Annotated in this window: 23 protein-coding genes and 3 tRNA genes; 11 read left to right on the top strand and 15 right to left on the bottom strand. The window is 39.2% G+C overall.

Annotated features, from left to right (window positions below; genetic code table 11):
• Positions 1 to 94: 94 nt before the first annotated feature.
• On the bottom strand, positions 95 to 523 hold the full coding sequence (locus FH971_RS10625; RefSeq protein WP_140234278.1) for a PaaI family thioesterase: 429 nt from the start codon (positions 521 to 523) through the stop codon (positions 95 to 97).
• Between the two features lie 91 nt (positions 524 to 614).
• Positions 615 to 3,062 (bottom strand): acyl-CoA dehydrogenase FadE, encoded by a 2,448-nt coding sequence (fadE, locus tag FH971_RS10620; protein WP_140234277.1) that lies wholly within the window; start codon positions 3,060 to 3,062, stop codon positions 615 to 617.
• A gap of 259 nt (positions 3,063 to 3,321) precedes the next feature.
• On the opposite strand from fadE, the gene FH971_RS10615 reads away from it, so the two are divergent.
• Positions 3,322 to 4,098, top strand: a complete 777-nt coding sequence (locus FH971_RS10615) for a class II glutamine amidotransferase (protein WP_140234276.1) — start codon at positions 3,322 to 3,324, stop codon at positions 4,096 to 4,098.
• On the opposite strand, the gene FH971_RS10610 is transcribed toward FH971_RS10615, so the two are convergent.
• The 3 genes from FH971_RS10610 to trhA form a co-directional block, all read right to left on the bottom strand.
• Positions 4,084 to 4,917 (bottom strand): DUF3108 domain-containing protein, encoded by an 834-nt coding sequence (locus tag FH971_RS10610; protein WP_240778497.1) that lies wholly within the window; start codon positions 4,915 to 4,917, stop codon positions 4,084 to 4,086. The two genes, FH971_RS10615 and FH971_RS10610, sit on opposite strands and share 15 nt — an antisense overlap.
• 202 nt (positions 4,918 to 5,119) lie before the next feature.
• Entirely contained in the window at positions 5,120 to 5,464 is a 345-nt protein-coding gene (locus FH971_RS10605; RefSeq protein ID WP_137227013.1) for an MGMT family protein, read from the bottom strand.
• Between the two features lie 114 nt (positions 5,465 to 5,578).
• Entirely contained in the window at positions 5,579 to 6,262 is a 684-nt protein-coding gene (gene trhA, locus FH971_RS10600; protein ID WP_140234275.1) for a PAQR family membrane homeostasis protein TrhA, read from the bottom strand.
• Positions 6,263 to 6,517: 255 nt separating this feature from the next.
• Between trhA and FH971_RS10595 the strand changes: the two genes are divergently transcribed.
• A complete protein-coding gene (locus FH971_RS10595) occupies positions 6,518 to 7,111 on the top strand; it encodes a hypothetical protein (protein WP_140234274.1) in 594 nt (197 codons plus the stop codon).
• Positions 7,112 to 7,189: 78 nt separating this feature from the next.
• Here the strand turns inward: FH971_RS10595 and rrtA are convergent, their stop codons facing one another.
• Both rrtA and queC read right to left on the bottom strand, forming a co-directional pair.
• Complete coding sequence (gene rrtA / locus FH971_RS10590; RefSeq protein WP_140234273.1) at positions 7,190 to 7,819, bottom strand: rhombosortase; 630 nt, start codon at positions 7,817 to 7,819, stop codon at positions 7,190 to 7,192.
• A gap of 200 nt (positions 7,820 to 8,019) precedes the next feature.
• Positions 8,020 to 8,727, bottom strand: coding sequence for a 7-cyano-7-deazaguanine synthase QueC (queC, locus tag FH971_RS10585; protein ID WP_140234272.1), 708 nt, complete (start codon positions 8,725 to 8,727; stop codon positions 8,020 to 8,022).
• A gap of 210 nt (positions 8,728 to 8,937) precedes the next feature.
• Between queC and queE the strand changes: the two genes are divergently transcribed.
• Positions 8,938 to 9,606 (top strand): 7-carboxy-7-deazaguanine synthase QueE, encoded by a 669-nt coding sequence (queE, locus tag FH971_RS10580; protein ID WP_140234271.1) that lies wholly within the window; start codon positions 8,938 to 8,940, stop codon positions 9,604 to 9,606.
• 66 nt (positions 9,607 to 9,672) lie between these two features.
• On the opposite strand, the gene FH971_RS10575 is transcribed toward queE, so the two are convergent.
• From FH971_RS10575 to FH971_RS10560, 4 genes are all read right to left on the bottom strand, one after another.
• The gene (locus FH971_RS10575) at positions 9,673 to 10,734 is read right to left on the bottom strand and encodes a PLP-dependent cysteine synthase family protein (RefSeq protein ID WP_140234270.1); all 1,062 of its coding nucleotides are present in this window, start codon (positions 10,732 to 10,734) and stop codon (positions 9,673 to 9,675) included.
• A 361-nt stretch (positions 10,735 to 11,095) separates the two neighbouring features.
• Positions 11,096 to 11,180 (bottom strand) — tRNA-Tyr (locus FH971_RS10570).
• Between the two features lie 29 nt (positions 11,181 to 11,209).
• Positions 11,210 to 11,294, bottom strand: a tRNA-Tyr gene (locus tag FH971_RS10565).
• A gap of 88 nt (positions 11,295 to 11,382) precedes the next feature.
• Positions 11,383 to 11,467, bottom strand: a tRNA-Tyr gene (locus FH971_RS10560).
• 125 nt (positions 11,468 to 11,592) lie between these two features.
• Between FH971_RS10560 and FH971_RS10555 the strand changes: the two genes are divergently transcribed.
• From FH971_RS10555 to FH971_RS10545, 3 genes are all read left to right on the top strand, one after another.
• Positions 11,593 to 12,090 (top strand): VC2046/SO_2500 family protein, encoded by a 498-nt coding sequence (locus FH971_RS10555; RefSeq protein ID WP_140234269.1) that lies wholly within the window; start codon positions 11,593 to 11,595, stop codon positions 12,088 to 12,090.
• A gap of 133 nt (positions 12,091 to 12,223) precedes the next feature.
• The gene (locus FH971_RS10550; RefSeq protein WP_140234268.1) at positions 12,224 to 12,511 is read left to right on the top strand and encodes a DUF406 family protein; all 288 of its coding nucleotides are present in this window, start codon (positions 12,224 to 12,226) and stop codon (positions 12,509 to 12,511) included.
• Positions 12,512 to 12,851: 340 nt separating this feature from the next.
• Complete coding sequence (locus FH971_RS10545; protein ID WP_140234267.1) at positions 12,852 to 15,083, top strand: sensor domain-containing phosphodiesterase; 2,232 nt, start codon at positions 12,852 to 12,854, stop codon at positions 15,081 to 15,083.
• A gap of 183 nt (positions 15,084 to 15,266) precedes the next feature.
• Here FH971_RS10545 and FH971_RS10540 read toward each other — a convergent pair whose 3' ends face one another.
• Both FH971_RS10540 and FH971_RS10535 read right to left on the bottom strand, forming a co-directional pair.
• On the bottom strand, positions 15,267 to 15,758 hold the full coding sequence (locus FH971_RS10540; RefSeq protein ID WP_140234266.1) for a YchJ family protein: 492 nt from the start codon (positions 15,756 to 15,758) through the stop codon (positions 15,267 to 15,269).
• A 5-nt stretch (positions 15,759 to 15,763) separates the two neighbouring features.
• Positions 15,764 to 16,351 carry a YybH family protein gene (locus FH971_RS10535; protein WP_240778276.1) on the bottom strand — a complete coding sequence of 196 codons (588 nt, stop codon included), beginning with the start codon at positions 16,349 to 16,351 and terminating at the stop codon, positions 15,764 to 15,766.
• Between the two features lie 120 nt (positions 16,352 to 16,471).
• Between FH971_RS10535 and smrA the strand changes: the two genes are divergently transcribed.
• From smrA to FH971_RS10520, 3 genes are all read left to right on the top strand, one after another.
• Positions 16,472 to 17,074 carry a DNA endonuclease SmrA gene (gene smrA / locus FH971_RS10530; RefSeq protein ID WP_137227026.1) on the top strand — a complete coding sequence of 201 codons (603 nt, stop codon included), beginning with the start codon at positions 16,472 to 16,474 and terminating at the stop codon, positions 17,072 to 17,074.
• A 558-nt stretch (positions 17,075 to 17,632) separates the two neighbouring features.
• Positions 17,633 to 18,274, top strand: coding sequence for a TetR family transcriptional repressor PsrA (gene psrA / locus FH971_RS10525; RefSeq protein WP_140234265.1), 642 nt, complete (start codon positions 17,633 to 17,635; stop codon positions 18,272 to 18,274).
• Between the two features lie 11 nt (positions 18,275 to 18,285).
• Entirely contained in the window at positions 18,286 to 20,562 is a 2,277-nt protein-coding gene (locus FH971_RS10520) for an acyl-CoA dehydrogenase (protein WP_140234264.1), read from the top strand.
• Between the two features lie 266 nt (positions 20,563 to 20,828).
• Here the strand turns inward: FH971_RS10520 and pyk are convergent, their stop codons facing one another.
• Both pyk and FH971_RS10510 read right to left on the bottom strand, forming a co-directional pair.
• The gene (pyk, locus tag FH971_RS10515) at positions 20,829 to 22,268 is read right to left on the bottom strand and encodes a pyruvate kinase (protein ID WP_140234263.1); all 1,440 of its coding nucleotides are present in this window, start codon (positions 22,266 to 22,268) and stop codon (positions 20,829 to 20,831) included.
• A gap of 423 nt (positions 22,269 to 22,691) precedes the next feature.
• Positions 22,692 to 23,546, bottom strand: coding sequence for a MurR/RpiR family transcriptional regulator (locus tag FH971_RS10510; protein WP_137227030.1), 855 nt, complete (start codon positions 23,544 to 23,546; stop codon positions 22,692 to 22,694).
• A gap of 335 nt (positions 23,547 to 23,881) precedes the next feature.
• Between FH971_RS10510 and zwf the strand changes: the two genes are divergently transcribed.
• Together zwf and pgl are read left to right on the top strand one after the other, a co-directional pair.
• A complete protein-coding gene (gene zwf, locus FH971_RS10505) occupies positions 23,882 to 25,351 on the top strand; it encodes a glucose-6-phosphate dehydrogenase (RefSeq protein ID WP_140234262.1) in 1,470 nt (489 codons plus the stop codon).
• A gap of 9 nt (positions 25,352 to 25,360) precedes the next feature.
• Positions 25,361 to 26,059, top strand: a complete 699-nt coding sequence (pgl, locus tag FH971_RS10500) for a 6-phosphogluconolactonase (protein ID WP_140234261.1) — start codon at positions 25,361 to 25,363, stop codon at positions 26,057 to 26,059.
• The last annotated feature ends 8 nt before the right edge of the window (positions 26,060 to 26,067 follow it).

Raw genomic sequence — 26,067 nt, 5'->3', positions numbered from 1 at the left:
ACTACTGACTGTTGAATACATCATTAATGCATGAGTATTGTTATGCCGTTAGCCTATCAACATCGGCGTTGAACAGAAAAGTTTACCCAACTATCTATGGACGAAGAATAAGACAGGTTGCTGTTGCTGTAGCTAATAATTTACCGTCTTCAGTGGTTAATGTCCCTTCAGAAATACCTAAAGATTTAGATAAGTTCATTAAGTTTCCCTTTGCGATTAAACGCTGATTTTGTGGAACAGGACGAACCATTTTAACGTTTAAATCAATGGTTGAATAACTGACACCAGCCGGAAGTGCTGAATGAACAGCGCAGGCAGTTACTGTGTCCATAACCGTTGCGGCAAAGCCTCCGTGAACACCACCCATAGGATTAAGATGACGTTCATCGGCATGGGCTTCAAAAGTCACAGCGCCTTCACTCACCTCAATGGCTTTCATCGGTATGGTTTGCGTAATCGAAGGGGCAGGGAAATCGCCATTTAGCATGGCTTGCATCAGTTGTAATCCGCTTAAATGTTTCATTATTGTCCTTCCAACATCATTAAACTGTAGAGATAAAAAAGGGTAAAGCTTGCGCTTTACCCTTTTTAGTTAGGCTAATTAGCCTGAACAGCTAGGCTGCTTTTTCTTGCTTTGCTTTAGGTGCAAGTTGCGCACGAAGCTCATCGGGATCAAAGTCATCAACGTTAATTGATTTAAGACGACCAATTTCAGCTCGTTCAAGTAAAGCGATTTCGCTGTCGCTTAACACACCAAGCGCTTTACCTTCTGCAGCAACTTTGTCTAACCACATAAATGGCAGACGCTTACCCGCAGCTTTACAGACTTTGTCATACAGTGGCTCTGCTGCAAGGATATCTTTGAACGTTTGCTCTTGGATGCCCACAACATTGAACTCAGATGCAGTCCAGAACTGGCCTTTACCTAAACGGTCTCGGCTAGCACAAGGGGTTTGCATGATTTTAGCCACTTTGTGATCTAATACATCACTCGGACGCTTAATTGGACGACCAAACGGGAAGATAACAGCACGGAGCGCAATACCTAAACCCATAGGGAAGTTGTTAAGTAAGTCGTCTAATGAATCTTGTAGCTTGTATAATGAATCTTCAACAGCCCATTGCACTAAAGGTAAATCTTCAGTTAAACGGCCATCATCTTCATAACGCTTTAACGTTGCTGAAGTTAGGTACAGTTGACTTAATAAGTCACCTAAACGTGCAGAAATACGTTCTTTACGTTTTAGGTTGCCACCTAATGTTGCCATCGCTAAGTCAGATAACAATGCTAAGTTAGCACTGAAGCGATTCATCTGTTGATAATAACGCTTGGTTTTATCTGAGTAAGGGCTATTGGTGAAATAAGATGAGGTTAATCCCATCCAGAAGCTACGTATAAAGTTAGACGTTGCAAAACCAATATGACCGAATATAGCAGAGTCAAAGTTGTCTAGACCACGGCTAGCATCAGTATCAAATGCTGATTCCATTTCGGCCAAAACATATGGATGACAGCGAATTGCGCCTTGTCCATAAATGATCATTGAACGGGTTAGAATGTTGGCACCTTCAACGGTAATAGCAATCGGTGCTGCTTGATAGCCACGGCCTAAGTAGTTATTCGGGCCAAGACAAACACCTTTACCACCGTGAATGTCCATTGCGTCAATAATACACTTCTGCATTCTGTCGGTTAAATGGAACTTAACGATGGCTGAAACAACCGATGGCTTTTCACCTAAATCAATCGCGGTAGTGGTTAATGTCGCCACAGCGTCCATAAGGTAAGCATTACCGCCTAAACGTGCCATTGGCTCTTCGATGCCTTCTAACTTACCGATAGGTAATTTAAATTGACGACGAATACGAGCATAAGCACCTGTAGCAACAGCGGCTGTTTTAACACCACCAGCTGAGTTTGAAGGTAAAGTAATCCCACGGCCTACAGATAAACACTCAACCAACATTCTCCAACCTTGGCCGGCCATTTCTGGTCCACCAATGATGAAACTTAATGGAACAAACACTTCGTTACCGCGTGTTGGTCCATTTTGGAACATACAGTTCAATGGGAAATGACGACGACCAGTTTCAACACCTGGAATGTCAGTAGGGATAAGCGCACAAGTGATGCCTAACTCTTCTTTGTCACCCAATAAATGTTCTGGGTCACGCAGTTTAAATGCAAGACCTAATACGGTCGCAACGGGTGCAAGCGTAATGTAGCGTTTGTTCCACGTTAGTTTCATACCAAGCACTTCTTCGCCTTGGAATTCACCTTTACATACCACACCAAAATCTGGGATAGAACCAGCATCACTACCTGCTTCTGGGCTTGTGAGTGCAAAACATGGCACTTCTAAACCTTGAGCTAAACGGGGTAAGTAATGATCTTGCTGATCTTTAGTACCATAGTGTTGTAATAGCTCACCAGGGCCTAACGAGTTAGGAACACCTACTGTTGAAGCGAGTTCGCTACTGACACCAGCTAGTTTTTGAAGTACGCAAGACTGAGCATAAGCTGAGTATTCTAAACCACCGTATTTCTTCTTAATGATCATGGCAAAGAAGCCGTTATCTTTAAGGAATTGCCAAATATCTTGCGGCAAGTCACCAAGCACGTGTGAGACTTGGTGTTGATTAAGCATTTTACACACTTCTTCAACAGGGCCATCTAAAAAGGCTTGTTCATCTGCACTTAAGCGTGCTTTAGGGTAATTATGCAGTTTGCTCCAGTTAGGGTTACCGGCAAACAAATCAGCCTCCCACCAAGTGGTACCAGCTTCAATGGCTTCTTTTTCAGTAGTAGACATTTCAGGCATAATGCCGCGATAAACTTTAAGCAGTGGTTGACTGATAAAATTCTGTCTGAATGATTTAATATTTAATGGAAGTGCAATAACAAGGAATACTATCCATGCGATTACACCAATAATATCCATTGTGCTACCGACGACTAATACAATTGCAGCAGCAATCGTTGTCGATAATAGCGATACTCTTAGGTATGCCATAGCGCCGAGCACAAAGATCATCGCGATGATCCAAAGTAGGGTGGTCACTGTACTTCTCCTTAAAGCTATTTTTATAGGCCAAAATAGCTTATTTATTGTTGATCTTATTCACAAGAAAGCCCGTGGTCAGACCTGTGTCACGTAAAAGTTAACCTTATGACGCCTCGATTACAAGTATTTTTCAAACAATTGTTTAAATAATTGTGTGTTTGAAATATTCCACTTAATAAGCATAGTAGATACAATACGTTCGACTAAGTAAATTTGGTCAGATTTGCTCGATTAAACAACAATAAAGGCAAGCTTAATGTGTGAGTTACTGGCGATGAGTGCCAATGTACCAACAGATATTGTGTTCAGTTTTACTGGGTTAGCTGAACGCGGCGGTGTAACGGGTCCTCATGTTGATGGTTGGGGAATTAGTTTTTATGAAGGTAAGGGTAATCGTACTTTTAAGGATGCTTGCCCTAGTAGTGAATCGCATATCGCTGAGCTCATTAAGTCATATCCAATTAAAAGCGAAATCGTGATCAGTCATATTCGTCAGGCTAATCGTGGTTGCGTGTCTTTGGTTAATACTCATCCGTTTAGTCGGGAGTTATGGGGGCGATATTGGACTTATGCACACAATGGCCAATTAACCGGTTATCTCGATAAATTTAAGGTGTCGCGTTTTCAGCCTGTTGGCTACACAGACAGCGAATTGGCCTTTTGCTGGATTTTAGAATCGGTTGTAAAACAATTTGGCGAGCAAGAACCAGACGACCTAAATGCGGTATTCGACTATATTGCAGGGTTAGCAGATGAAATACGCCAGCTAGGGGTATTTAATATGCTATTGAGTAATGGCGTTGATTTAATGGCTTATTGTACTAACAATTTATGCCATATTACACGCCGAGCTCCGTTTGGCAAAGCAACACTAATTGACACTGATGTTGTGATTGATTTTAGCAAAGAAACCACACCCAATGATGTGGTGACTGTTATTGCAACCAGGCCATTAACCAATAATGAAAATTGGGTTGTGTTAAATCCAGGTGAATGGAAACTTTTCAGGAAAGGTGAATTAATCCGCAGCTAACATTTTAATTTGCTCTAGTTCTGACTCACTGATGCCGGTTCCATTTTCAACCTCTGAAGTGAGTTGTCCAGCAGCTGTTGACCTTCCAAGGTTTGGGCCATCGATCAATGCTGGCGTCATCGGGGGCAATGGTTGTTCAAATTGGTAGCTCGCTAACTGAATATCCAGCTGCTTGCTGCCTTTTGAAAAATGACTTAATCGTACTGGTAAATAGGCTAAATCAGGTGCCATCCAGAAAAATGTTTGCCTTTTAGTGCTGTCGCGTACAACTTCAACTTTTACTGTATCGTAGGTACCACTGTCGAGCACAACTTGTTCTTTGCCTATGACTCTAAATTGATAGTCATCAATTTCTTTTTCTTTCACCATTTTATAATCTAACGGCCTAATATTGGCGGCGAGATCCATTCGAAATTGCAATTGCACCATTAAAGGGTCAAATACTTTATCTTCATAAGGCAGTTTTAATGCATCTTCCTTATATATGGTATGGATGAACTGTTGTGCTTTTGCAAAGGCAGTCTGTTCGGTGTAATCACTACCCGTTCCGGTTCGTTCTTGAATATAGCGAAATGGTACCAGCTTGCCGTTTTCTAAGGTAAATTCACTGGTAAGATGACGCTGATCTGATAACACAAATAGACTGACATCACTGTCAAAATGGTAACTGTAAAAACCACTATCAGTAGCTGGTAAACGGTAATTGGCCACACCTAATTCGATGCTGCCATAAAACACCTTGTATTGAGCCGTGTGGGCTGTGAGTGGCGATAAGATAGCAGCTTGTACAATGTCATTTAATGGCAGTGGGGGAGTCACTTGTTGATGCTGCTCTGCAATAATAGCCTTTTCCGCCGTAGCTAATTGAGCCGTCGACTCAGCATCGACAATCTGCTGTTGCTGATTGTCAGCCTGTGCATTAATAGCAGGGCTAATACACAAGATTAACGTGAGTAAGCGAGTTAAATTATTGACCAATGTGCAGTTACCTTTAAGTATGAAAATAGTTAACAGTCTGAGATTAAAAGGGTAATGTCATTACCAAGGTGGCAAGATCGGGTTTCCATTGATATTGAGACAACAAAATTTTGCCTGCGTTCACTTTAATACCCTCTAACCTTAATAATTCTAGCTGAGTTTGAAAAGGTTCAGAGTATTTTTCGAATGATATCTTACCTTGACTATTAATGACCCTATGCCACGGAAGCGCCAGCGTTTTAGGCGCTAATTTTAATGCTCTTGATACATAACGTGCTCGGCCAGGTAAGCCGGCTAAATCTGCCACTATTCCGTAAGGTAACACGGTGCCTTCAGGGATAAGATTAACAATAAACCATATTCGTTCCATGGGAGGCATTTGTGTCATGGGGTTTCCAATAGCGTTTATAAATCATTTAGCAGTTTATTAGCAATAGATAATAGAAAAATAGCGGCTTTAGTACAACCGCAATTTTTTAGAAGTGATAACGATATTGTCGAATTATAGCACTGTAAGATAAATACATAAAAAATGACTAAATGCGCCACCTAGTACAAATAAATGCCAAATTGCATGGTTATACGGAATGCGTTTACCTACATAGAAAATCACTCCGAGACTATAAAATAATCCCCCAATAATGAGTAAATTTAAGCCTAAATCGTTCATGTGAGTTTTTAAATCGCCCATTATAGCGACACAAAACCAGCCCATCACTAAGTACAGCACCACACTAAAGACTTTAAAACGACCGATAAACAATGTCTTAAATATTATTCCTGCTAACGCTAATGACCAAATGGCGGAAAGTACAATAGTGGCCCGTGAGCTTTGTAAACTGATGAGCATCATAGGGGTGTAAGTGCCGGCAATTAAGGTATAAATAGCACAATGATCTGCCATTTTAAACCGTTTGCGCCACAGTGCGCTTTTGCTAGAGTGATATAAAGTAGAAGCAAGAAACAAAGCAATAATGCTAATGCCATAAATTGTTACACCAGCCATTTGCACAAAAGATAAACTATCGGGTGCTTTAATTAGCATCAGGATTAAACCAATAATGCCCGCAATGACACCTAATGCATGTGAAATCGCATTGGCTTTTTCTTCTGTATAACCGTAATCTGAACCAGAGGACATTGTAGCCGAATGCTGGGGTATTGAAGTGTTTGATGGTGAGTTCATAATATCCTGTAAATAACGCTGATTGGATTTTGAGCAACACTAGTCTATCAGTCTCGAAACTAAATAGCTATAATTAGGTGTACACGTGTAAGCTCAAATTTATTGGTCGGTAATGTAGGTTTAATATTGAGTCTATTTATAACATTGTATAAGAGTTTATTAATGCACAGACCTTATTAAATGTACAAATTAGCTGTTACTCAAAGAGGTTGTTGACGTTATACTTAAACGATAATTCTTAGCATATTAGTCTTTATGTCTGAAAAAAATAAACATTCCCACCCCCATCAATCTGCAACTTCCAGTAATGACACACTTGCTTGGGATAACAAAGTAGGCAAGCAAGACAATTGCGATAGCATCATTTTTGACAACGATGTAACACCGTTTATTGAGTCAGAAGAGGTAGCCGTAGACCCAAAAGAATTACAAGATTATCAACAACAAGTCGCCGACGAAATGCAACTGAAATTTACGGGGGTTATTGATAGCAACGCTAACAACAATGAACCTTTATTACTTTCGGATCATCCCACTGAAGATGGTCATTTTTTGCGAAAAGTCATCGCAAAACTTACTGGAGGTGATCATACTTTTATAATTGTTATTTTAGTACACGCGTTCATCATTACTGTCGCATTGATATATGGCCGAGTTGATATTAGTGGTATCAAAGATATGCCAATTACACCCAGTTCAGCAAAACCATTACCGCCTCTGAAAAGCTATTTAATGACTCAAGCAGAATACGATAAATTAGTTGAACGAGCACAATTAAACTCAGCTGAACAATCTGTCGAAGCTGAAACTTCGGAAGTCATGTCTGAAACGAGTTCCAAGAAAGATTAAATTAGTGACAGACTCAATATCAACACTGTTCACGTTTGTATTAATGAAATACATAACTAATTTATTAACATTGATAGTCTAACTAAGTTTGTTGTATTTTAGACGCTTGACAAGCATCGACCAAAATATGGCACACATTATGCCACTCACCAAACCAACCAGATGGGATTCAGTGGCGACTCGGGCATTAATCAAATGTGTAATACTGTGACTGGCACCAAAATATTGCTCATAAGCGACTTTTAAAATGACACCAACAAGTAGTAGGTAACCTGAGCGATAACCTTTGCGGATATCCATTATCGCACCAAATACAAATAGCCCATGTAATAAACCACTTAAGCCAACATAAGCTTTTAAATTGGGGTAAAACAGATATAACCCCATTCCCTCTAATAGGCATAAACTGACAAAAAGCAGCATTAATTTACCAGGATTGCGCTTAAAGTGAACTTCATACAGAAAAATGATGACCCAGAATCCCGCTAAATTCATCAGTAAATGCCATATATTGGTATGTAGTAGATTACCGGTGATTAATCGCCAAATTTGACCATGAGCAATTGCATCATATTGATAACTAAAATACTGGTCGATGGGTAAAAATGCAGGCGAAGGTACCTCTACAGCAAATAACCCTATACAAATAAGACTGATCACCACAACAAGATGATAGAGTCTAACAGTGTGTGTTTTGTGTGTTTGCAAACGAACCTCTACATGAACCGTAAATCTCAGTCAAAATAATGTAAACCAAAAACACAAAACTTACCGCAGCGTGAAAAAGTCACATGGTTAACCGTGTGTTCTTTGGTGTCGCCGTAAAAATCTTCATAAAAATGATTAATGACCATTTTGCGGCAGTGACTAAACGCTATTTTAACTACCCGCTATTTTTTACAACATGATTATAATTTACTGTTTAACGACGCCATCACTGATTGGCTGTTTTGTAGGTAATCTTCTAAGCCCCGTTGACGTAATAAACAAGCAGGACAATCACCACACCCTTCACCCACTATACCGTTATAACAAGTTAATGTTTGATGTTGCACTAAGGCTAATTGATGATATTTGTCTGCTAATGCCCATGTTTCAGCTTTATTGAGCCACATTAACGGGGTAATTATCTTGATGGGTTTATCCATTCCTAGTGCTAATGAGTTTTGCATGGATTGTATGAATTCGTTACGACAATCTGGATAACCTGAAAAATCGGTTTCGCACACCCCAGTGATTATGACATCACAACCTAATTGGTAAGCGTAAATGCCAGCTAAGGTTAAAAATAGAATATTACGTCCAGGTACAAAGGTATTGGGTAAACCGTTGTTCATCAACTCATGTGAAACTGGAATGTCATCACGGGTCAATGCAGAAATGGCTAACTCGTTTAGTAATGTGGTATCCATCACTTTATGGCTGACCAACTTTAACTCTGTAGCCAAAGATTTAGCCACTTCGATCTCTTGACGATGGCGCTGGCCATAATCAAATGTGATCCCGTGAACTTGGTCATACTTGGACAAAGCCTGAATGAGACACGTCGTTGAATCTTGGCCGCCACTGAATACAACAAGGGCTTTAGTTGGGATGTTTAGATTTGAATCTGACATGAATATACTCTTAACGTACTGAACTGACTGGTAAGATCGGTATGATCAACGCTGAGTGGTTCAAGACAATATAAATGATATTTTACCTAAGGCAGGCGCAACTGCAAAGCCATAGGTGTAAATACTTGCAGCTAACAGTAAAATACTCTATAAATGCCGACCCGTTGTCAGTCAGGTAGCCAATACTTGTCTATAAAAGAAAGGTAAACGATGAAATATCCGGTTAACGAAGTATTTGAAACAATACAAGGTGAGGGTACTTATACTGGTGTACCAGCATTGTTCGTTCGCTTACAGGGTTGCCCTGTAGGTTGTGCATGGTGTGATACTAAGCAAACTTGGGATGTATTACCCGAAAATAAAGTGACCGCGGATCAAGTTATTCAGGTTGATGGTACTATCGGCCGATGGGCTGATCATACTGGTGGCACATTATTACAAGCGTTCAAGGACAAGGGATTTACTGCTAAACATATTGTGTTAACCGGTGGAGAGCCGTGTTTGTATGATTTAACTGAGTTAACTCAGGATTTTATTGCAGCAGGGTATCAGATCCAGATTGAAACCAGTGGCACTTTTGAAGTGAAATGTCATCCAGATGTGTGGGTCACGGTATCGCCTAAAATCAATATGAAAGGGGGCTATAAGGTGCTAGAACAAGCATTGAACCGTGCCAACGAAATTAAACACCCGATAGCCACAGAGAATCATATTGAAGAGTTAGATGCACTATTAATCGGCATCGACATCAGTGATAAAACTATTTGTTTACAGCCGATCAGCCAAAAGGCTCGCGCTACAGAATTAGCGATGAAAGTGTGTATTGCACGTAATTGGCGTTTGTCTATTCAGACTCATAAATATTTGAATATTGATTAATGCTACTGGTTGATAAATACAAAAATGCCGTTGCTTATAACAACGGCATTTTTGTTGATAATATTGCTAAATCAATAATCCAGTATCATTAAATTTCAACAGCTTATCTTGGTAATGTTTAAAGCAGCCAATATTGCTGTTAACCCATTCAGGGTCATAATAAGTATCTAAATAACGATCGCCTGAATCACAAATTAAGGTCACAATTGAACCTGTTTGTCCTGCTTGACGCATTTTAGTCGCGAGCAATAATGCACCGTACAAATTAGTGCCGGTTGAAGCGCCTGTTTTACGACCAAGGAGTTGCTCTAACCATTGAATTGTCGCAACTGAGGCTGCATCGGGAATTTTTATCATACTATCAACAACGCCCGCAATAAATGAAGGCTCAACTCTTGGACGTCCTATACCTTCAATCTTACTGTTTTTGTTGCAAACAATACTGGCATCGCCACTGTTAAAGTAATCATAGAAGACAGAGTTTTCTGGGTCGACAACACACAATTGAGTTGTTTGTTGTTGGTAACGAATATAACGACCAATAGTAGCGCTAGTGCCACCAGTTCCCGGACTCATCACAATCCATGTTGGGATAGGATGGGGTTCTTTTTCCATCTGATTAAAAATTGAATCCGCAATATTGTTATTTCCTCGCCAATCCGTAGCACGTTCTGCATAAGTAAATTGATCAATGTAATGGCCCTTCAATTCATTGGCTAAGCGTGCCGATTCAGGGTACATCTGACTGCCGTTTTCTACGAAATAGCATTGACCACCATAAAATTCAATTTGTTGGATTTTCTTTTTTGCTGTCGTGCTTGGCATTACTGCAATAAAAGGTAACCCAAGTAAGCGGGCAAAATAAGCTTCTGATACCGCTGTACTGCCTGATGAGGATTCTATAATCGGCGTGTTTTGTTTTATCCAGCCATTACATAAGGCATATAAAAATAGTGATCGGGCCAGGCGGTGCTTTAAACTGCCTGTTGGGTGAGTGCTTTCATCTTTTAAGTAAACATCAATGCCACCAAGTTGGGGAAGATCTAACTTAATAAGATGTGTATCTGCTGAACGTTGATAATCGGCTTCTATTTTTGCGATGGCCTGATTGACCCAAGTTGATGACATGCAAGGACACTCGTTATTCCAAAAAAGAATAAATAATAACTAAATTGTTAGCGTGTGAATAGTGCTTATGGTCACAAAGGAGTGTTAATCATCGTAAACATGACCGAGCCAAATGTGGATATCAATATAGATAGTAAAACCACGATCAAACAAATATTAAATGATAATGGTCGTAGAAATATACACAACTGTATTTGACTGATTGAGTCGGGAGTTATTTATATGAAATGCGATGAATTTTGCCGATCAAAGCAGGGAAATGAGAACGTTACACTGAAGAAAATAATATAGTAGGGCAGGTATTAAAGATAACGAGATTAGTGTTTGGAAGTGGAAGTAGCAGATAAACTAAGATGTAAAATGGTGGAGGGAGAAGGATTCGAACCTTCGAAGGCTGAGCCGTCAGATTTACAGTCTGATCCCTTTGGCCACTCGGGAACCCCTCCACTGCAAGATAAATAGGAATAAAGAAAGATGGTGGAGGGAGAAGGATTCGAACCTTCGAAGGCTGAGCCGTCAGATTTACAGTCTGATCCCTTTGGCCACTCGGGAACCCCTCCACATATTTTCTTTTTTCTTACTCTCTTTTTACATTCTAACTCTTTACAGCATTAACACTTTTAAATTTAAACTTTGAAGCAACGCAAATGGTGGAGGGAGAAGGATTCGAACCTTCGAAGGCTGAGCCGTCAGATTTACAGTCTGATCCCTTTGGCCACTCGGGAACCCCTCCTCAATTGCGGCCGCCATAGTAGTCAGAAACCTTTTGTATGTAAAGTATAAAATTGAATATATCGCTAAAGTTTATGACTGTTTGGTCGATAAATTAGCATCGAGCATAAGTAGTGATGTTTTTATATGCAAATTGAATCAACATTAGTCAATGAATTACAAATAGGAAACCGATTAAACGTCGCGATTGAACACAATCGTCGCGGTGAATTTGGTTTACTATTGGCAATGTTGTCAGTTGACGCTCGTGATATGGCACAATTTCAATTTGATAATGATGTAGAAAGCACGCAAAAGCTGCGTAATAAATTTTCAGTACCGCAGCCACAGTTGTTGGTTGATGACATATCTGTCCACCCAGACACCACCGACAACGCTACTGTGTTTCAGCAACATGGTGCTAAGCAGTTTCACCTTCAACAAGCATTAACACCTGAAGCGTTAGTCATTAGAGGCTCACAACCAGATTCAATGATCGAAGTGTTGAATAACTGCGATTACCTGACAAAAAATAAAGCCATTAATGCTTACCAACAACACACACCATTAGAAGATATGAATTTTCTGGATCAATTAAGCACCCAACGAAAGATTTCTGAAACTATATCGCACCAATTTGCTTAACCGTTGAGCTGTAAATTTTGATGTTAATAACATCTAATTAATATTTGTGGTAATTGTGAGGATGACTAGTAAAAATCATTCAAAACTACGATATATTTACACTGATAATTATCGATATTGACGGAGTAAACTAATGATTAAACAAATTAAACAGCAACAGGGTAACGTCAGTGACAGTTGTACTGAGTGCGGCAGTTATGTTGACATTGGTGCCGTTGTTGAAGCTGACGATACGTTATTAGTATTAAACTTTTCCGGTGATGATGCATTGGTGCAAGCTCAAGCGATGCAAACAACAGCGCAACAACGTTTTAGTGACACCAAAGCTAACCTTGTCGATAAAGATAATATGATTACTCTAACGTTAGATTTTACTTTTAGTGTAGAGAAAATGATTTTTCAACTTGAAAATGAGCTTTAATTTTAGTCTATGTTAGTGGTTAATAGAAGGGTACCAAATTATTGTTGTTAAAACGTTTTTTTGGGTATAGCTACACTCTACTGCAATGCTCACAAACCGTAACAATATGTAACGAAGTGATTGCTGTTTATGAGTATCGCGTGTAATGTGCTTTACTTAATCAAGGCATAGTCGTTGTTACTAATATAGTAAAGTGAATGCTTTTTAGTGCAAGTTTTGCTCCCAATGTATTGCCTAATTATTTGACTCATGCTCTTAAATTCAGTGCTAATAACAATAAATAGAACTGATTTGATGTTTTCAAAAAGTTAGGGAAATGAAGCCATTTTTCGGGATTTAAATGAATCGACAAGATCAACAGCATTTATTGGAATTAATTGTAAATTCTAATGCTAAACAACAAGGTGATTTTACAAAAACCTCTGAGTTTGTGTGTCAACTGCTGCTCGAATATTTCGCCGCATCGTTTGTGTCCGTTTGGACCCTAGGAAATAACACCGCAAATGACGGTTTAGTTGTCAATGATAATTCTATTGTCGATGGTAGTTGTGTATGTGAGCATACTTTAGTTGCCAGTCAAATAGCTGATCAATTAGTCCATGTGTCTAATCTGAGAACAACAGCTATTGAACCTCAATATTTTGATGAATTGCGTTCCCACCGCTACATATTATCCAATGGTAATTCTCAGATTAATCTAATTCACACATTTTCTGAGTACTACCAGCATCATAACATTGTCACTAGTGTTGATATTGCCATTCGAATTAATGGCCATATTGAAAGTGTACTATCGATTGAAAACTGTGAAGAGATAAATTGGCTAGATTCTGATATTCAATTTGCTATTCAATGCGCTGACCAATTAGCGTTAGCATTAGCGACTCGCTACTCCTATGACAGCAACGAACAAATTTATCTACTGCGAAATGCAACTGAACAATCAGATCATGTTGTCATGCTCATCAATACTGATAGTCGTATTATTGAATATGTGAATAGTGCCCATGAGAAAATGACCGGATTACCGCGTATCTCGGTAGAGTACAATAACGTAATTAGCCTTGATTTATTTAAGGATACACCACAGCGTCTTGACCTCCTTATTAATAAATTACACAACAATGAAACGGTCAAAGGCGACCTTAAGTTGGAACGAATTGATGGCAGTGAATATTGGTTAAATTATCACATTACCCCATTTGTGACAGAACAAGGCAAGCGTTACGCGTTGGTGTCTAGCTTCGATAATTCAGCAGAATTTTTACATAAAGCAGAATTGGAGCGTCTAGCCTGGCATTGCTCATTAACTGGGTTGCACAATCGTAGTCATTTTATCCCTATGTTAGAGCGTGCTAAAGAGGGCACGTTAATCCTGATTGATTTATTAGGCTTCAAACGTTTTAACGATACTCATGGTCATGATAATGGGGATAGTTTATTAGTAGAAATTGCGCGACGTCTAAAACATTTTGCTGTGGCAGCAAACGCAATAGATGTCGCTAGAATTGGCAGTGATGAATTTGCTGTGTTATTGCCACCCATTGAGCTTGAAACCGATACAGAGCTAATGGTTAGCAAGTTGTATTTGAATTTAGCTGCGCCATCTATAATTTCCAGAGAGAAAATAGAGCCGAAACCCGCAATTGCCGTGGTTGATATTAAATCTGTAGTCGGATTATTCTCCCCATTATCTTGTGCTGATATTACCCTACAACATGCTAAGAAAAGAAATGATGTTCATTATCAGCTATTCAATGAAAAGCTCCTCGATACGTTTACCATTAATGCAGAAATAGAACGTGATTTACATCATGCTATTAGTGGCCGAGAGTTTGAATTGTATTATCAACCTTTAATGGACTTACAAAATAACCAATACATTGGCGCAGAAGCGTTAATTCGTTGGCATCATCCTAAAAAAGGTGTGCTATATCCAGGGACATTTATCGATATAGCCGAGAAAAATGGGGTGATTAACCAAATCGGTGAATGGGTATTAGAAACCGCCTGCAAGCAACTTAATTTATGGCAACACAAAAATGTAAATATCACCATGCACGTGAATGTGGCTCCAAAACAGTTTTTCAGCGGTAATTTGTATGAACAAGTTTGGCGATTGGTCACTCGTTATCGGATAAAACCAAAGACCTTAATCTTAGAAATTACCGAAACAGAGTTAATGGGAGATATTCGTTACGCTATTAAATTGTGCCATGAGTTGGCCGAATTAGGCGTCGGTTTGGCTATTGATGATTTTGGAACCGGTTATAGTTCAATGAAGTACTTAAAGCAGTTCCCGATATCAAAATTAAAAATTGATCGATCGTTTATCATGGATATCTCATCAAGCCATGAGAGCCGTGAAATTGTGAGTGCAATCATCGCAATGGCTAAGGCTCTGAATATTTCATTAACGGCAGAGGGTGTAGAAACCAAAGAGCAAGAAGAGTTTTTAACTATGAGCGCTTGTCATCATGCGCAAGGCTTTTTATATAGCCCAGCAATACGTGTTAACGACTTTGCTCTGTTTATCAACGCCCACGAGACAAAACGACTTCATCATGCATAAGTGACTCTAACATCAGGTTGGTTGTCATTAATCATATTGGTGGTTTAAAAGAGTTATTTCGATTTTGTACTTAGTCACTATTGATTTAACTTAGTTTACATTAGTGAACAATTAACACTCTCCTTGTTACCTATTATTTCGTGTTTTAATCATTATTGATAATAGTGGCCTTTTAGGTTGCTGCTAACTTAAACGCTTAGCACAGCATTGCTTGAATTTTTTGCCGCTATTACAAATACAAGGATCATTTCTTCCCGGTAACCTGGTTGTCATTTGTTGTCCTTGAGTATAAAACCAGCGATTCTGTTGTTTAACAAATGATGAACATTCATAAATCGCATCAATCTGCTTGTTATCAATAAACCAGGCTTTAAACGTCACCTCAGCATGATCAGATTGTTGTTTTGACGACACTACTTCTAGTCCAAGCCACTGGGTATTTCCTTGAGCTAACTGTTGTTCCGTTAACCCCTGTAAATAGTCAGGATGGTGGGTCAATATTAGATAGGTAAAGTGGCGTAATACAAATGCGCTATACCGTGAACGCATCAAGCACTCTGGTGTGTCCGCTACACTATAATTCAAATGATATGGTTCACAACATTGCACATAGGTTTGTAAACTACCACAAGGACATTGTGAAGATGCTGAGTCCACAGAGTTGATATTAACCATGATGATTATTCTTTTGTGGTCGCTTCAATAAATTGTCGACCATAATACAGATTAGGCACAGGTTTCGCGTCATAGTAAAAATGTGGTGCCGTATGAGTATTTGAATCAACGCTGATTTTCCATTGCTGCTTGTTATCTTTCGTGAAAATGGTGACAAATTTCCCTGCAAACTCACTCACAGGTTCTCCCGATTCTTTTCCTGGGTGAAAGCGCACTAAATAATAACCGATATCAGTTGCGCTATTAGGCTCTATAGATCGTACAAGAATCCTAAAGTCGACCTCAAGTTTGGCATTTTTACGTTTTATTTTATTAAAGAATCGGCTATATAAGTTTAGAATATTTTCCTTACCGATAATAATGCCTCTATCTTGGGTTTCAGAGATATACACTGCATCTTCAGTGTATATATCTTCCATAGCGGTTAAATCTAATTGTTCAAAAGCGTGAGTTAATTTTTCAAAATTAGAATTTAAGGTTTGATCTGCAGTCAGTTCTGTTGCAGACACGTTAAATGCAGTTACACACAGACTGAGTATGATTAACCGTGTTGTTAACCATGACGTATTGGATAAGGTCAATATACTTTTCAAGGGTTGTTCTCTTTTTATCTGACAATCAATAATTACAAGCGATACCGTTAGTATGACTATAAATTATTCATTTACTTTGCTAAAGCATAGAATGTTTACAAAATATGTAGGAGATGACATATGTCGTTAAGTGATGACCAATTATTTCTACAAGAAATGGCCGATGTGATGCCTCTTAAAGATGAAAATCAATCATCATTAGCGAATGCGTTACTTCATTGTGCAAGTATAACCGATGCTCAACTTGCAAAGCGAGCTGCTGCACAACAACATGAGTTATTACAATTACTGCCAACGGAGCCATATTTGATTCATGCCGTGAAGCCTGATGAGGTCGTAAGCTATAAAATTGATGGCATCCAAAATGAGGTGTTTACACTATTAAGTCAGGGTAAGTATCCTGTTAAAACAGTCCTAGATTTACATCAGTACCGACTTAAACAAGCTCGTGAAAGTTTAATGAATTGTATTTTTAGTGCCCACGAACGGGGCGAACGTAATCTGCTTATTATTCATGGTAAGGGTTATAAAAGTAAACCCTACCCAGCATTAATGAAATCGGCAGTGTGTCATTGGTTGCAACAAATTGAACCCGTTACAGCATACCATTCAGCAACTTATAACCATGGTGGTGTCGGCGGGGTATTTGTGATGTTGAAGAAATCGCAGCAGAAGAAAGTGGAAAATAGTGAGTTAAATCGAAAGGGCTGTGGTTTTAGATAACAACATAATGCTAAATATTTTCACTACACTATAAGTTCTATGCCTTTTTTACATTAGCTTATAAACGATTATTATGAACAACCCCATTTACGCTATCATCAACTAATCATCTTAGTTTGAAGGCCTTGTTCATCTAATTATAAAGATATTATTGCAAGTGTTTTAATACTCTTTTACTGTCCATTTTAATCGTAATTTCTACATTTAGCGCTTCTGGTAATGGTTGGCTTGGAGTTATGTTCAACATCTGGCGAGCCTAGTTCGAAAATTAACAGTTGTAATATTTCAATTTTTATAAGATTAAAACCTGATTTGAGTAATGCATTAAGTTCAATTTGAGACGGCCGTTTTAAAGGCAAATGTATTATATTAACATCGATAATTTTTATCTATGTGTGTGTTCATAAAGTTGAGGATTTTACATAAAGGCGACTAATTTGATGGTGGTGTTACCATTTATGTTACTTAACTAGATCAATAAAGCTGATAATTTCGATTGACATCTGTGCGCTCAATGATTAATTTAAACGGGTGTTTAAATTAAACTTGGGTCCTGGAATGGCAAGCCGTACTGATACAAAAACAAGAATACTTGATGCTGCTGAAAAGTTGTTTGCTGAAAGAGGTTTTTCTGAAACTTCATTACGACTAATCACTAGTAAAGCTGAAGTCAATTTGGCATCGGTCAATTACCATTTTGGTTCGAAGAAAGAGTTAATTCGTGCAGTATTAGCTAGATACTTAGATGTGTTCATGCCAAGCGCCGCGATAGAAATTAAACGTATACACCATGCACCTGAAGATGCATCACTTAACGAGATTTTTTCTGCTCTAATTAAACCGTTACTTGAGCTCAATAAAGTCCGTAACGGTGGCACGATTATATTTTTACAGTTGCTGGGGCGTGGCTATATTGAAAGCCAAGGTCACTTACGCTGGTTTATTACTACGCATTATGGCGAGTATTTAGCCACATTTGTACAAGCAGTTTCGGCCAGTGCGCCGCATATACCAGCTGCTGAAATGTTCTGGCGTTTGCATTTCACTTTAGGAACGATAGTATTCACTATGGCTTCTGCTGATGCATTAAATGAAATTGCTTCGGCCGATTACGGTGAACATAATGATATTGAAGCAATTCTTCGTAAAGTAATCCCTTACATGGCAGCTGGTGTTGCTGTCCCTGTGTTAACAAACTAAGAAGGTATAAAATGAGTATCATCATATTGCTAGTTATAGCGATTATTGTCCTCTTTGGTGTACGTAATATCAGGATGCAAGTTATTACGCGTCCTGTATTTTCGTTCTTCAAAAAAGTATTGCCTCCTTTATCGAGTACCGAAAAAGAAGCAATGGAAGCGGGTGATGTTTGGTGGGAAGGTGAATTATTTCGCGGAAAACCAAATTGGAATACCTTACATGGTTACGGTAAGCCTACATTAACGGCTGAAGAACAAGATTTTATTGATAATCAAGTTCAAACTGCATTAACTATGATTGACGATTTCGATATCGTCCATAATCGTAAAGATCTTCCTCGAGAGTTGTGGCAATACTTTAAAGAGCAAGGTTTCTTTGCGTTAATCATTCCTAAAAAGTACGGTGGACGTGAGTTTTCAGCTTATGCAAACTCAACCATCGTGGCTACCATTGCGACTCGAAGTGTAAGTGCAGCTGTTACTGTAATGGTACCTAACTCTTTAGGCCCTGGTGAGTTACTCACGCATTATGGTACTCAAGAGCAGAAGGAACGATGGTTACCTTCACTTGCTATTGGTAAAGATATCCCTTGTTTTGCCTTAACGGGTCCAGAAGCGGGCAGTGATGCTGGCGCAATTCCTGATTTAGGTATTGTTTGTCGCCGTGAGTTTGAAGGTGAAGAGACATTAGGGTTAAGCTTAACGTGGAACAAGCGTTATATTACCCTAGCACCAGTTGCGACTGTATTAGGTCTTGCATTCCAAATGCGCGATCCTGAGGGTTTGTTAGGTGATGTTAAAAATCTTGGTATTACGTGTGCTTTGATCCCAACAGACCATGAAGGTGTTGAGATCGGTCGTCGTCATAACCCATTAATGATGGCATTTATGAACGGGACTACGAGCGGTAAAGATGTCTTTATTCCATTAGATTGGATTATTGGTGGGCCTCAGTTTGCCGGTAAAGGCTGGCGTATGCTGGTTGAGTGTTTATCTGCAGGACGTGGTATTTCATTACCTGCATTGGCTACAGCATCGGGCCATGTATGTACTAAAACGACCACTGCATATAGTTATGTTCGTCAGCAGTTTGGTATGCCAATAGGTAATTTTGAAGGCGTACAAGAAGCTATGGCGCGTATTATCGCCAATACATATCAGCTTGAGGCTGCACGTCGTTTAACCACTCAAGGTATCGATTTAAAAGTGAAACCTTCAGTTGTGACTGCTATTGCTAAATATCATATGACCGAGTTAGGTCGTGATGTATTAGAAGATGCAATGGACATTCAATCTGGTAAGGGCATACAACTTGGACCTAAAAACTATTTAGGTCACGCATTTATGGCTAACCCAATCTCAATTACAGTAGAAGGTGCAAACATTCTAACTCGTTCATTGATGATTTTTGGTCAAGGTGCTACACGCTGTCATCCATACGTATTAGCTGAAATGGAAGCGGCTGCAATGGAAGATGAAACATCGGCTTTAGATCGTTTCGACTCATTGTTACTTGGCCATATTGGTTATGCTGTAAGTAATGCATTACGTTCATTTGGTAGTGCATTAACAGGCAGCCGATTTGCCAGTGCACCAGTGAGTGGTCCTACACAGCAATATTATCGTGATATGACCCGTATATCTTCTTCACTTGCGATCATGACTGATTTATCAATGTTGATTATGGGTGGCGATCTCAAACGTAAAGAGATGATTTCTGCACGAATGGGCGATGTATTAAGCCAGTTATATTTAGCGTCAGCAACATTGAAACTGTTTGAAGATAATGGCCGTCAGCAAGATGATTTAGCGGCAGTACATTATGTGATGACAGAGCGTTTACATTTAGCGGCTAAAGCGCTTGAAGATGCAATTCGCAACTTCCCAAGCAAAATTGCAGCTGTGTTACTTCGGGTATTAATTTTCCCATTGGGTAATCATTTTAATGCGCCAAGTGATAAGTTTGCTGTCGATTTAGTTAAAGGCATGCTTAAGCCTGGAGCTGCACGTGATCGAATTACATTCTTGTGTAGTGAATTTGATGGTGACACAAGTGGCATAGCAGAAGTAGAAAGTGCCTTCTTAGCTAAATATGCTGCGAAAGATTTATATAAGAAACTTAAGAAAGCGCAACGAAGCGGCCACATAAAATCTAAGCTTCCTATGCTTGAGTTATTTGATGTTGCATTAGAAAAAGACATCATCACTGAAGCTGAGCATAAACAGCTTGTAGAAGCAGATGTAATGCGTTTAGCTGCTATCAACGTTAATGACTTTGAAAAGCTATAATGTAAGTTAATTACATTAATCTTAAGTTTTAGAAATACTTATGTACATCAGCCCCGACTCTGTCGGGGCTTTTTTTATCCATCATGTTACGGATTAACGATGAAGCAGGGGAATGGTAGCTACTTTTAAGGTCACTTTATTAAGGTATAGCGTTAATGTTCAAAAAAATCGATAAAAAAGCCAATCCAAAGATTGGCTTTAGTGTTAACGAGTGTATCACCGCGTGCGAGTAGTGAATGTTCCTCGTTATATTTGGTTAGACTTGATTAAGCAACAATCAACACTTTACAAGTGTTCGTGCCACCGATGGTTTCCATCACGTCACCTTTAGTCATTAGAACCATATCCCCACTGACTAAATAACCTTTGTTCACTATGCAGTTTAATGCTTCTTTAGCGAGTTCTTCAGCAGGATATGCAGTAGAGTCAAAATTAACTGGCTGAACACCACGGTACATACACATACTAGCTAAGGTTTTTGGATGACGAGTTAATGCAAATATCGGCAAACCAGAGCTAATACGAGACATTAATTTAGCCGTCTCACCTGATTCCGTTAACGAAATAATCGCTTTGACACCAGGTAAGTGGTTAGCTGCATACATAGTTGATAGAGCGATGGTCTCTTCAATAGATGAAAACTGCTCATTCATACGGTGGTTGGATACATTCACACTTGGATGTGCTTCTGCGCCAATACAGACATTAGCCATTGCCATAACAGTTTCTTCAGGGAAATCACCAGCAGCCGTTTCAGCTGACAGCATTACCGCATCTGTGCCATCTAGAACAGCATTTGCTACGTCCATAACTTCAGCACGTGTAGGCATAGGGCTCGAAATCATCGATTCCATCATTTGTGTTGCAGTGATAACCGCTTTGTTTAACTGGCGTGAACGTTGAATTAAACGTTTTTGTACCGCAACAAGCGCAGCATCACCAATTTCAACACCTAAATCACCACGGGCAACCATCACAACATCTGATGCTCTAATTACATCATCCATTGCTTCGTCTGATTCTACTGCTTCAGCACGTTCAACTTTTGCGACAATAAGTGCTTTACTGCCAGCTTCAAGCGCTAAAGCACGTGCTAAGTCTAAGTCAGCACCAGTACGTGGGAATGACACGGCAAGGAAGTCAACATCAATTAACGCGGCAGTTTTAATGTCTGCCATGTCTTTTTCTGTTAAGGCTGGGGCTGTTAGTCCGCCGCCTTTTTTGTTAATGCCTTTGTTGTTAGATAACGGGCCTGCAACAGTAACAGTAGTAAAAACCTTTCGATCTTCAACTCGTTCAACTTTTAATTGAACTCGACCGTCATCAAGCATTAAAATATCACCAATAACAACGTCATCTGGTAATTGCTTGTAATCAATACCGACTTGATTTTCGTCGCCTTCACCTTTGCCTAAATCGGCATCAAGTACAAAAGCATCGCCTAAATTAAGTTTGATTTTTTTGTTGTCTTTAAAAGTAGATATTCGAATTTTCGGACCTTGTAAGTCACCTAGAATAGCGACAGTTTTGCCCAATTCTTTGGCGATCCTACGTGTATCAGTCGCGCGTTTTAAATGATCTTCTGGTAAACCATGTGAAAAGTTAAGTCTAACAACGTTAGCGCCTGCTATGATAATTTTACGTAAATTGTCATCGCGATCAGTTGCTGGTCCGAGTGTAGTAACGATTTTAGTTCTGCGGAACATAAGATACTCCGTTAATGATAAGAAAGATTTTGTGTTAAATAGAATTCGGTTATTTAAAGTACGCCAGCTATCTTAGTACTTAAATGATACAAGTATATTAACAGAGATTCGGCTAAATGTAGTAAAGTTACCAACAAAAAGATCGTTTTTAATGTGTGATTTATGTGACAGATTAGCGGTTTTTATAATAAAAAAGGTCAAACAGCAATGCTGTTTGACCTTAATAACAATGTTCATTGCTGTATTAATGGGCTCAAATGGTCGAAAATAACTGAATCTTGTAATTATTATCCAGTTATCCGATTACGAATATGCTTAATACATCATAAAAAGCTTGTGATATCTAGAGTAAGTATTACTGTAAGTATTAGGGGCGAGGGTGTAAAAAGCCCTCTATCCATTACTTGTAAGATGCACTTAGGTTTATATGGTTAAATCCTTGTTCACACGAGATTCTTTTAATACTTCTTTAACGCGTTTTAAATTATCTCGGAAACGTGGGCCTCGGCGTAAGGTAAAGCCTGTGGCTAAGACATCTATGGTGACCAACTGTGCTAAACGTGATGCCATCGGTAAATACATATCCGTATCTTCAGGAACTTCCATTGTCACAGGCAAAGTGCATTCTAGAGATAATGGCGAATTGCGGGCGGTAATACCGATTACTGCAGCACCATTCTCACGAGCTATTCGGGCTATTTCAATCAATGATTTTGTCCGACCTGTGTGAGAAATTAACACTACGACGTCACCTTCGTTGCAGTTAATACAACTCATTCGTTGCATTAACACATCATCGAAACAAATTACAGGTACGTTAAAACGGAAGAATTTATTTTGTGCATCATGAGCGACAGAAGAAGACGCTCCGAGACCAAAAAATGAAATGGTTTTTGCTTGAGTGAGTACGTCAACGGCTTTGTTAATTGCCGCAGTATCAATGCTTTGACGTGCAGTATCAAGTGATGCCATTGAAGATTCGAATATTTTAGTTGTATAAGACTCTGGAGAGTCATCTTCTTCAACGTGACGACTAACATAGGGTGTGCCATTAGCAAGACTTTGGGCCAAATGTAACTTAAAATCAGGGAAGCCCTTAGTATCTAATCGACGACAAAAACGATTAACCGTTGGCTCACTGACATCGGCCATTTTGGCTAATGTCGCAATACTAGAATGTATAGCTGTTTGCGGTGAGGCTAATATGACTTCGGCAACTTTACGTTCCGATTTACTAAATTGGGTAAGGCTTTTTTGAACCTTTTCAAGGGTATTCATAAGCAAGCATCCGCTAAATAGTAGCTAAAAGTAGGTGATGTAATTTTATACCATAACTTACATGATATTCGTAAATTAAGTTATTTTTTTACCATTAATTCGTTTCTATGGTTATTTATCAAGACATAGATCACTATTAAATGGTTCAAAAGCCTTGTGGTATGCGGGAAATCATAGCAGATAATGGGTACATATAACTAGATTAACAATAACGCAATATTTATAAATTAAAGATGCAATATTGATGTTCTGTTGTTATATTACAACAAAAGTGTGCTTTTATTCATCGTTCGAATTCGGATAGCACACACATATAATTAGGAGAGCTTTCAACAATGGGTAAATCAATTGGAGCCAAGGCTTGTGATTTCGTACTTTTCGGTACTAAAGGCGATTTAGCAAGGCGTAAATTATTACCTTCTTTATATCAACTAGACAAAGCAGAATTACTAGACAAGGAAACCAAGATAATTGGTGTAGCAAAAGACGCATTTACTCATGAAGAGTTTATTGCTCTCGTTACAAAAGCTTTGAACACATTTGTTAAAGATGAAATTTGCCCTACTACGTTAGCCCGCTTCTTAAGTCGTTGTCATTATATAGGCACTAATTTTACAGAGCCAGAAGGCTACCAAGCTTTCCACGAGTTACTTGAGCCAAGTAAACGCGTGATGGTGAACTATTTCGCGACACCTCCTTCTCTTTTTGGCGTTATCTGCCGCTGTTTACATGCACAAGACCTAATTCATTCAGATACTCGTGTTGTGTTAGAAAAGCCAATTGGTACTGATCTAGAATCATCACGTGTGATTAACGACCAAGTAGCCGAATTTTTTAATGAGAATCAGGTATACCGTATTGACCATTATCTTGGTAAAGAAACGGTACAAAATCTAATAGCGCTGCGTTTTGCTAATTCCTTGTTTGCATCTAAATGGGACAACCGTACTATTGATCATGTACAAATTACCGTAGCTGAAGAAGTTGGTATTGAAGGGCGTTGGGGATATTTTGATGGTGCAGGTCAGATGCGCGACATGATCCAAAATCACTTATTACAAGTGTTAACTTTGGTTGCTATGGATCCTCCAGTGAATTTAGATGCTGACAGTATTCGTGATGAAAAAGTGAAAGTACTTAAATCATTACGTCCAATTAACCTCGATAATGTGTATGAAAATACCGTTCGTGGTCAATACAGTGCAGGCTTTTTAAAAGGTTCACCTGTTCCGGGTTACTTAGAAGAAGAAGGTGCCAACACTAATTCAAACACTGAAACGTTTGTTGCATTACGTGTAGACATAGATAACTGGCGTTGGGCTGGAGTGCCATTTTACTTACGTAGTGGTAAGCGTATGCCGTTCAAGAGTAGTGAGATTGTGGTGTATTTTAAAAACCCTCCACATAACTTATATCGCGCAAGCTACCGTAATTTACCACCTAATAAGCTAACCATCCGATTACAACCTCATGAAGGTGTTGAAATTCAGATGATGAACAAGGTTCCAGGTCTAGAGCAAAAGCAACGTCTACAAACCACTAAGCTCGATTTAAGTTTTAGTGATACGTTTAAAAATGAACGTATCGCAGATGCATATGAGCGTTTATTACTTGAAGCAATGTTAGGTAACCAAGCCTTGTTTGTTCGTCGTGACGAAGTAGAGCAAGCATGGAAATGGGTTGACGGGATCATCCAGTCTTGGGAGCAAAGTGGCGAAAAGCCAAAGCCATATCCAGCAGGCACCTGGGGGCCGGTTTCGTCAGTGGCATTAATCACCAAAGATGGCCGTTCTTGGGACGAGTAGGGAGTAACCATGATCAAAGATACTGTATTTAAATCATTTGAAACGCCCGCTGCACTTGAAGCTAAGTTAGCCGACAAAATTGCCCAACAATTGCAAAATGCCGTTGATACTCGTGGCAAGGCCAGTTTAGTGGTATCTGGCGGTTCAACACCGTTGAAATTATTTGAGCTATTAAGCCATAAGTTAGTCGATTGGAGTGATGTTTACATTACTTTAGCTGATGAGCGCTGGGTTAATACTGATGAAAAAGATTCAAATGAAAGGCTGGTTAGAGAGTATCTATTACAAAATAGGGCCGCCAGCGCTAAATTTCGCGGCTTAAAAAACATGTTTGCAACGCCTGAAGCCGGTTGTGATATGACCAGTGAATCGTTAGCGAACTTCCCACGTCCATTTGATGTGGTTGTACTGGGAATGGGGACTGATGGGCATACTTGTTCATGGTTTCCGTGCAGTGCAGAACTAGATAATGCATTAACAACTAAGGCTTTGTGCGTCGCTGTGAATCCAACTACAGCCCCGCATGCACGCATTACCTTGTCAAAAGATGCCATTTTAAATAGTCGTCAGATTTATTTGCATCTTGTCGGAGAGCCTAAATTAACTGTATATCATCAGGCACTTGAAAATGATGATGTTACCCAAATGCCCATTAGAGCTATATTAGCGCAGCGTAAAACGCCCGTTGATGTGTTTTATAGCGCGTAAGGAGTTTT

Source organism: Shewanella polaris, from assembly GCF_006385555.1.
In the GTDB taxonomy this organism is placed as follows: domain Bacteria; phylum Pseudomonadota; class Gammaproteobacteria; order Enterobacterales; family Shewanellaceae; genus Shewanella; species Shewanella polaris.
Note: the sequence above shows the minus strand (reverse complement) of the source record. Positions and strands in the feature narration are given on the sequence as shown.